This window comes from Mycobacterium sp. Soil_C_30, from assembly GCF_057656995.1.
This window is the reverse complement of sequence record NZ_JBDGJH010000009.1, coordinates 256,885-264,352: the sequence shown is the minus strand read 5'-3', so window position 1 is coordinate 264,352 and position 7,468 is coordinate 256,885. Positions and strand designations below refer to the sequence as shown.

Sequence of the window (7,468 nt, the reverse complement as noted above, 5' to 3'; positions counted from 1 at the left end):
TCGACACCCCAGCCCAACGCTTAGCCGCACTCGTTAGCCAAACCGCGTAAATGTTTCTTCAACCACTTGACTATGAGTCACACTTTCGGGCCCGTGTGCCGGTTTGGGCGCGGTATGACGGCGTAGAACGACAAAGCGGCCCCTGCCGTGGCAGGGGCCGCTTGATCGATCTGGTACGGAACCGGAGCCTAGGCGGCAGGCGGGGCGCCGTTGAGCACCCGCTGCATGTCCGGAATCATCTGCTGCAACTGCTGTCCCCAGTAGCCCCAGCTGTGGGTGCCGTTGGCCGGGAAGTTGAAGACGCCGTTGCGTCCGCCCGCGGCGATGTAGTTGTCCCGGAAGGTCAGGTTGGTGCGCAGGGTGAAGCCTTCCAGGAACTGTGCGGCCATCAGGTTGCCGATGTTGCCCGCGGCATCGAGATCCGACGGGGTGCCGGTACCGCAGTAGATCCAGATGCGGGTGCCGTTGGCGACGAGGCGGTTGATGTTGACCATCGGGTCGTTGCGCTTCCACGCCGGATCAGCCGACGGGCCCCACATGCTGTTGGCGTTGAAGCCGCCGGCGTCGTTCATCGCCATGCCGATCAGCGTGGGCCACCAGCCCTCGGACGGGTTGAGGAAGCCCGACAGCGAAGAGGCGTAGATGAACTGCTGGGGATGCCAGATGGCCAGCGTCAGCGATGCGGAACCGGCCATCGAAAGGCCCACGGCCGCATTGCCGGTCGGTGAGATGCCGCGGTTCGCGGACAACCAGGTCGGCAGCTCCTGGGTGAGGAACGTCTCCCACTTGTAGGTGTAGTTCTGGCCGTTGCCCTGCGACGGCTGGTACCAGTCGGCGTAGAAGCTGGACTGACCGCCCACCGGCATGATCGCCGACAGGCCCGAGTTCTCGAACCACTCGAATGCCGGGGTGTTGATGTCCCAGCCGTTGAAGTCGTCCTGGGCCCGCAGGCCGTCGAGCAGATAAACCGCCTTGGCGCCGCCGGGCTGGAACTGGACCTTGATATCGCGTCCCATCGACGGTGACGGAACCATGAGGTACTCGACGGGCAGGCCGGGCCGGGAGAAGGCCCCGGCGGTCGCCGACCCTCCGGCGATCCCGATCAAGCCGGGCAGCGCGGCGGCCGCAACGGTTGCGACTGTCAGCCGCTTTGCCGCCCCGCGCAACTTCACACCAACTTTTCTTGCGAGCCTCACGACAGTCGCTCCTCCATGATTCAGTGACTTACAGGCTTGTTACTCGTGTGACGAAAGTGAATCATGTGGTTTCCAGGCGACCCGCCCGCAAAACCCGGTTCCGCTGTCGCGGTTGGACAACGATTGAGCCTCGGGCAGAGGCCCATTCGACACCGGGTTGTTATGGTCGCCGGGCGTGTCGATCCGGCGCACCCCCTCAGACATGAGTCAGGGACGCCTGCGCCCTCCGGTGCCCCACCAGCTCGTAGCCGAGCACGGTGACGGCCGGGGCCAGCGTGACAACCAGCAGGCAGACGGCCATTCCCACCCCTGCGGCAGCCATCGCGATGGCCACCGCCAGCACCAGGGCCGCCAGTGCCAGCAGCACCGCGTGGAAGACGTCGAAGCGGCCTACCAGCAAAACGTAGAGCGTACAGATCAAGACGAGGTAAACACCCACCGGAATGGCCACCGCCAGCACGGTGGACATCGAGCTGAGCGTCGAATGGTGCTCCAGGTAGTACGCCGCGGCGTGCAGTCCCGCCCCGGTGGCCACGATCGATCCGAACACGATGATGTGCAGGTACCCCCACGGGAAGGACCGCTCCCGGTGGGCGTGCAGCAGGTCGGCGGTGGGGATCACGAAGTACACCCACCACATACCGAACGTCAGTCCGATACCGGCGGCCGTGACGAACACGGCGTCGGCGGTCCAGCCCTGTTCATGCACGACGGCGGTGAGGGAGGCGACCGTGCCGATCACCCCTTCGCCGAGAGCGATGATGACCAACAGGCTGTAGCGCTCGGCGATGTGGTGGGAATGCCAGGGTGTGCCGCCCATCCGCTTCTCGGCCAGCCACGGACCCGTCATCTCGACCAGCGTCATGATGGTCACGAGCAGGAACGTCACCGGCACCGACGTGTCGACGATGATCACGCCGATCCAGCCGACCTGGGCCACCGTGACCGAGAGTGCGTAGGTCAGGCAGGCCGCGCGACGGGCGGGGTCCTGGCGGGCCGCCCGGAGCCACTGCAGGATCATCGCGACCCGCATCACGACGTAACCGGCGACCAGGACCCGGTTGTCGACGTGCTCGCCTTCGTAGATCGACGAGAACACCGGCGGAATGCCCAGTGCCAGAACAACAACGCCGGCCATCTGCAGCATCGTGGTCAGCCGGTACACCCAGTCATCGGTGTCGTAGGCCGAGGCGAACCAGCTGAAGTTGATCCAGGCCCAGCTGATGGCGAATGTCGAGAACGCGAAACCGGCCAGCCCGGTACCCAGGTGGTTCTCGGCGAGCATGTGCGCCAGTTCGGAGGCCGACACGCCGAAGGCGATGACGAACGTCAGGTCGAACAGCAACTCCAGCGGGGTGGCGACGCGGCCGCTCTCGTGCGGGTCGCGCCCCGACATCACCTGGAGGCGGTGGACTGGGGTGATCACCGGGTCATGGTGACAGGTGATGCTGTCAACCGCGCCTCAGTTGTCGTCGGCGTCGGGATCGGGACGGACCCAACCCAGGATCATCGCGGGTGAGCAGCCGCCGGCCAGCAGCATCGTCAGTGCCATCAGCCCGCCGGCGTAGGCCATCTCGGTGTCGGTCCCGCCCGTGAAGACGGCGCCGAAGATCAAGTACGCGACGGGGATCATCATCAGGTTCTGCGTGATGGTCAGACCGATGGACCGCGCGCTGTTGCGCTGGGCGATCTCGAACTCGTCGAGCGCGCCTTCGGGAGCGTCGCCGCGTCGCCCCGAGACGATCTGCAGCGCGATCCACAACGGGAAGAACACCAGGCACGCCGGCAACCAGAGCAGCGGCGCCCATTGGACGCCCAACGCACATGCCACGCTGACTGCGAACATGAACACGAAGTCCGCCGCCAAGGCCGCGACCAGGATCCGGCGCCGGTGCCGGCTGCGCCACCCGGGAAGCGAATTGGCCCAGCTGCGTTCCTGTTTGAGGAATCGGTTGGTGCGGTAGGTCTGGTAACGCTCGATCAGGTCGGTATCAGCCATGGGATTGCCTTCGGTACACCTCGGCGGACAAGGGAGTGAACTCCGTGCGCGAGAACACGGCTTCGACGGGAAGGTCGAACACGTCGCAGATGCGAAACGCCAGATCGAGGCTGGGATAGTGATCGCCTCGCTCCAGTGCGCCCACGGTCTGCGGATTCACGTCGATCCGGCCCGCCAGGTCGGCCCGGCTCATCTGCCGCTCGGCGCGAAGCACCCGGATGCGGTTGTAGATGGGAAGAGATTCCCCACGTCTGACCGGACTCACCTAATCAAGTGTTGGGAAAACCCAACGATCTGTCAAGGCGAGGGTACGCGGCCGCCCTACTCCGCGGCCAGTGCCGTCACCGCCGGATCCTCCAGGAAGATCGGCCGCGTTCCGGTCTGACGGGCCTTGCCCGTCATCCGTAACCGCTGGCCGGGCTGGATCCCGTCGCCGCGGCCGTCGTTGAACAACACGTTGAGTTCACCGCTGTCGTCGCCCAGGACCACGATCCGCAACGGCTCGCCGTCGCGCACCTTGTCCTCGACCCGCACCACGGTCCCTTCCACCGTGGCCCCCAACCCGCTGACCAGGTTGTCCACCGAGATCACCCCGGGTGGGGTGCGCGGTTGGGCGCTGCTGTCGGAACCCTCGACCCGTGCCTGCACCCGTTCCAGTTCCCGGGTGATGCGTTCCTCGAAGCGGTCCGGGAACGTCTGGCGGATCCGGGATTGCACGTCGTAGGGCACGATCGTCGCCACCGCGAAAGGCAACCTGCTGACGGCCCTGGCGATCCGGTCGGCAGTACGGTCGTGCAGGAAGAACCCGATCATCGGCGCGTAGCTGCGGCGCGGCAGTAGCAGGGTGACGCTGGTGCCGGGCTGCTCCGCGGCCGCGGTGGTGACGAGTTCCTGTGCAGCCCTGATCAATCGGCGATCGGGGCAGTCGATGATCCGCAACGGAGTCTGCAGCCCGAAGTGCTCCCAGCGCGTGCGCAACTGCTCGGCACGCTCGTCGTCGATGTTGAAGTGGACGGCGCTGAATTCGTCGGCCTCCAGCCCCTGGCCGTACCGCAGCGCCTCGAGCGAGGCCAGGTCCACCGAATTCACCAGCACGTAAACCCGCAGACGGTCATAGTTGTTTCCGTTCTGATCGCTGCGGATGGTCTCCAGAATGGCGGCCTCGGCGCGGTATTCGCGGTTGAGCCGGATGAGGGCGAACACCAGGATCGGGAAGATGACCACCACCAGCCAGGCGCCCTCGGTGAACTTCGCGATGGCGAAGATCAGCACCACGATGGTCGACACGATCCCGGCGGACAGATTGATCGCCAGTTTGTACCGCCAGCCCGGTTCCTTCTGTGTCAGATGGTGTTTGGTCATGCCGTAGCCGGCCATGGCGAAACCGGTGAACACACCGATCGCGTAGAACGGCACCAGGTCGCTCACCGAGCCACCGGTGAAGATCAGCAGGGACACCGACAGCACCGTCAGCAGGATGATGCCGTTCGAGAACACCAGGCGGTGGCCCCGTTTGGCGAGTTGGCGCGGCAGGAACCGGTCACCGGCAACATAATTCGCCAGCGCGGGGAAACCATTGAAACTGGTGTTGGCGCCGGTGAACAAGATGGCGGCGGTGGCGATCTGCACCAGCGCATACAGGATGTGGCCCAGCGGCCCGGAACCGAAGACCGCGCGGGCGATTTCGGACAGCACCGACGGGTAGCCCGCGGAGTAGGGGGTGGCATGGGTGGCGTAGGCCAGGTAGGCGACGCCGGCCAGCAGGAAAGCCAACACCGTCGCCATCACGATCAGGACCTTGCGGGCGTTGCGCCCGGCCGGATCCCGGAATGAGCCCACCGTGTTGGAGATCGCCTCCACCCCGGTCAGTGAGGCGCCGCCGTTGGCGAACGCCCGCAGCAACACCAGCAGGGTGGCGCCCATGATGAGCCCGTCGGCGTGCTCGACCGGCACGGCGCCGACAAGGGTGGTCGGATCGTATTGCGGCAGGCCCCAGATCAGGTGCCGGACCACACCGGTGGTGATCATCACCGTCATCATCACGATGAAGAAATAGGTGGGGATCGCGAACGGCCGGCCCGCTTCCCGTAAGCCGCGCAGGTTGACGAAGCACATCGCCACGACGATGCCGACGGTGATCTCCAGGCTGTAGGGCCCGAGCATCCGCAGCGCCGACACCACCGCGACGGTTCCCGCGGCGGCCTGCACCGCCACGGTGACCACGTAGTCGATCATCAGTGCCGCCGCGGCCACCTGCGCCACCCGCGGCCCGAAGTTGTCGCGCGCCACCACATACGAACCGCCCGCTTTGGTGTAGGTCATCACCACCTGGCAGTACGACGCCGCGACGAGCACCAGGATGCACAGGATGACGCCGGTGATGGGCAGCAGCAGCACAAATGCCGCCAGCGCGGCATACGGCAGCAACTCCACGAGCACCACCTCGGTGCCGTAGGCGCTCGACGAGATCGCATCGGGTGAGAGGACTCCCAGGGCGACCCGATTGGAGAGTTTCTCGTCCTTGAGCTGGCTGGTGGTCAGCGGTTTGCCCAGGAACAGTCGTTTGAGGGTGTAGCCGAACGACGGCGGCAGCGGCGGGGAGTCCTGAGTCACCGCCACATTCTGACGCCTCGGATGGTTTGCTGCGTGAGTTTGTGTCTGGCGGCACGGAAGCTACGCGCGCCTCCCGCTGTTGTAACCGCAATGGTCTGGGGATTTCACGAAGGCGAGCTCGCCGTACAACGTGAGGCGGGTGTGCAACTGCAGGCGCATCGACTGCAGGGCATGCTGGCCCCGGCGGATCTTTCCGGTGGCGGGCAGAGGTTTCTCGCCCTGCAGCGCTACGCCGTGCTGACCGCCCGCGACCGCCACGGCGTGCTGTGGACCTCACCCCTGGCCGGGCCGCCCGGTTTCCTGGACGGCGACGCCGACGTCCTGCGCATCGCGGCGGTCCCACGCGTCGGCGATCCGTTGCGCGAGGTGGCCGCGGACCAGCAGGTCGGCCTCATCGCCATCGATTTCGCGGCACGGCGCCGGGTCCGGATCAACGGAACTCTCACGGCGGCCGACGACCACGCTCTGGTGGTCCAGGTGGACCAGGCGTACGGCAACTGCCCCCAACACATCCACCGGCACGACACGGACGCCGCGGCGTCGGCGGCACCGCATTTTGCGCGCGGCACCGCGCTGACGGCCGCCGCGCAGGGCCTGGTGGCCGCGGCGGACACGTTCTTCCTCGGCACCACGCACCCGACGCGCGGCAACGACGCCTCCCATCGCGGCGGCCCGCCCGGCTTCGTCGAGGTGACGTCGCCGACCACGGTGAGCTGGCCAGATTTCCCGGGCAACAACATGTTCAACAGTCTGGGTAACCTCGCGGTCGACGACGAGGCCGCGCTGTTGTTCACCGACTACACCACGGGCGCGACGGTGCAGCTGTCGGGAACCGCTGCGCTGCAGTGGACCTCCGAAGGCCGCCGCGTCGAGTTCACCGCACGTTCGGTGGTGGACTCAGCGGACCAGTCGGCGTAGCAGCGTCGAGGCGACGGCCACCCCGAGCACGGCGGCCACCACCAGGACCCCGAGATCGAGCGCCATGTTCGACGGCGTGCCGATCAGCAGTCCGCGTAACGCGTTGACCTCGTAGCTCAGCGGGTTCACCGCGGACAGCCAGCGCAGCCACTGCGGCATGATGTCGACCGGATACAGCGCGTTGGACGCGAAGAACAGCGGCATGGTGATGGCCTGCCCGATGCCCATCAGCCGGTCCCGGTTGCGCACCAGCCCGGCCAGCGACATCGACAGGCAGGCGAAGAACACCGCACCCAGTACCACCACCGCCATGGCGGCCAGGATGCGCAGGGGGTTCCAGGTGAGCGTCACGCCCATCAGGTACGCGATCGCCAGCACGCCGATCACCTGGGCGACCGAACGTACCCCCGCCGCAAAGGATTTGCCCGCCACCAACGCCGACGGCGGCGCCGGGGTCACCATCAGCTTGGCCAGGATGCCCGCGTCGCGGTCCCAGACGATCTGGATGCCGTAGAAGATCGAGATGAACAGCGCCGACTGCGCGATGATCCCCGGCGCCAGGAACGCCAGATACGACACCGACCCGGTGTCGATCACATCGAGATGACTGAACGTCTGCCCGAAGATCAACAGCCACAACGCCGGCTGCACCATGCGGGTGATCAGTTCGGTGCGGTCATGGCGCAGCTTCTGCAGTTCGACCAGGGCGAATGTGCCCATGCGCAAAGCCATTCCGCGCACC

The 7,468-nt window shown here is 66.3% G+C and carries 7 protein-coding genes; 1 reads left to right on the top strand and 6 read right to left on the bottom strand.

The features are described 5' to 3' along the window. Positions 1-188 precede the first annotated feature (188 nt). The 5 genes from AC3A6P_RS19165 to AC3A6P_RS19145 form a co-directional block, all read right to left on the bottom strand. Complete coding sequence (locus AC3A6P_RS19165; RefSeq protein WP_487693248.1) at positions 189-1,172, bottom strand: esterase family protein; 984 nt, start codon at positions 1,170-1,172, stop codon at positions 189-191. 220 nt (positions 1,173-1,392) lie between these two features. Further along, on the bottom strand, positions 1,393-2,592 hold the full coding sequence (locus AC3A6P_RS19160; RefSeq protein ID WP_487693269.1) for a low temperature requirement protein A: 1,200 nt from the start codon (positions 2,590-2,592) through the stop codon (positions 1,393-1,395). Between the two features lie 66 nt (positions 2,593-2,658). Then, positions 2,659-3,195, bottom strand: a complete 537-nt coding sequence (locus AC3A6P_RS19155) for a hypothetical protein (RefSeq protein ID WP_487693247.1) — start codon at positions 3,193-3,195, stop codon at positions 2,659-2,661. Beyond that, positions 3,188-3,460 carry a helix-turn-helix transcriptional regulator gene (locus tag AC3A6P_RS19150; RefSeq protein ID WP_487693246.1) on the bottom strand — a complete coding sequence of 91 codons (273 nt, stop codon included), beginning with the start codon at positions 3,458-3,460 and terminating at the stop codon, positions 3,188-3,190. The genes AC3A6P_RS19155 and AC3A6P_RS19150 overlap by 8 nt, the downstream gene beginning before the upstream one ends. 56 nt (positions 3,461-3,516) lie before the next feature. Next, positions 3,517-5,814 carry an amino acid permease gene (locus AC3A6P_RS19145; protein ID WP_487693245.1) on the bottom strand — a complete coding sequence of 766 codons (2,298 nt, stop codon included), beginning with the start codon at positions 5,812-5,814 and terminating at the stop codon, positions 3,517-3,519. A gap of 84 nt (positions 5,815-5,898) precedes the next feature. Between AC3A6P_RS19145 and AC3A6P_RS19140 the strand changes: the two genes are divergently transcribed. Next, positions 5,899-6,726, top strand: a complete 828-nt coding sequence (locus AC3A6P_RS19140; protein WP_487693243.1) for a pyridoxamine 5'-phosphate oxidase family protein — start codon at positions 5,899-5,901, stop codon at positions 6,724-6,726. Here the strand turns inward: AC3A6P_RS19140 and AC3A6P_RS19135 are convergent. Continuing rightward, a complete protein-coding gene (locus AC3A6P_RS19135; RefSeq protein ID WP_487693268.1) occupies positions 6,706-7,458 on the bottom strand; it encodes an ABC transporter permease in 753 nt (250 codons plus the stop codon). The two genes, AC3A6P_RS19140 and AC3A6P_RS19135, sit on opposite strands and share 21 nt — an antisense overlap. Between the last annotated feature and the right edge of the window lie 10 nt (positions 7,459-7,468).

Bases quoted from the DNA above. Each gene is read 5' to 3' on its own strand.
- AC3A6P_RS19160 (WP_487693269.1), bottom strand. From the start codon at position 2,592: ATGTCGGGGCGCGACCCGCACGAGAGCGGCCGCGTCGCCACCCCGCTG.
- AC3A6P_RS19155 (WP_487693247.1), bottom strand. From the start codon at position 3,195: ATGGCTGATACCGACCTGATCGAGCGTTACCAGACCTACCGCACCAAC.
- AC3A6P_RS19140 (WP_487693243.1), top strand. From the start codon at position 5,899: ATGGTCTGGGGATTTCACGAAGGCGAGCTCGCCGTACAACGTGAGGCG.
- AC3A6P_RS19135 (WP_487693268.1), bottom strand. From the start codon at position 7,458: ATGGCTTTGCGCATGGGCACATTCGCCCTGGTCGAACTGCAGAAGCTG.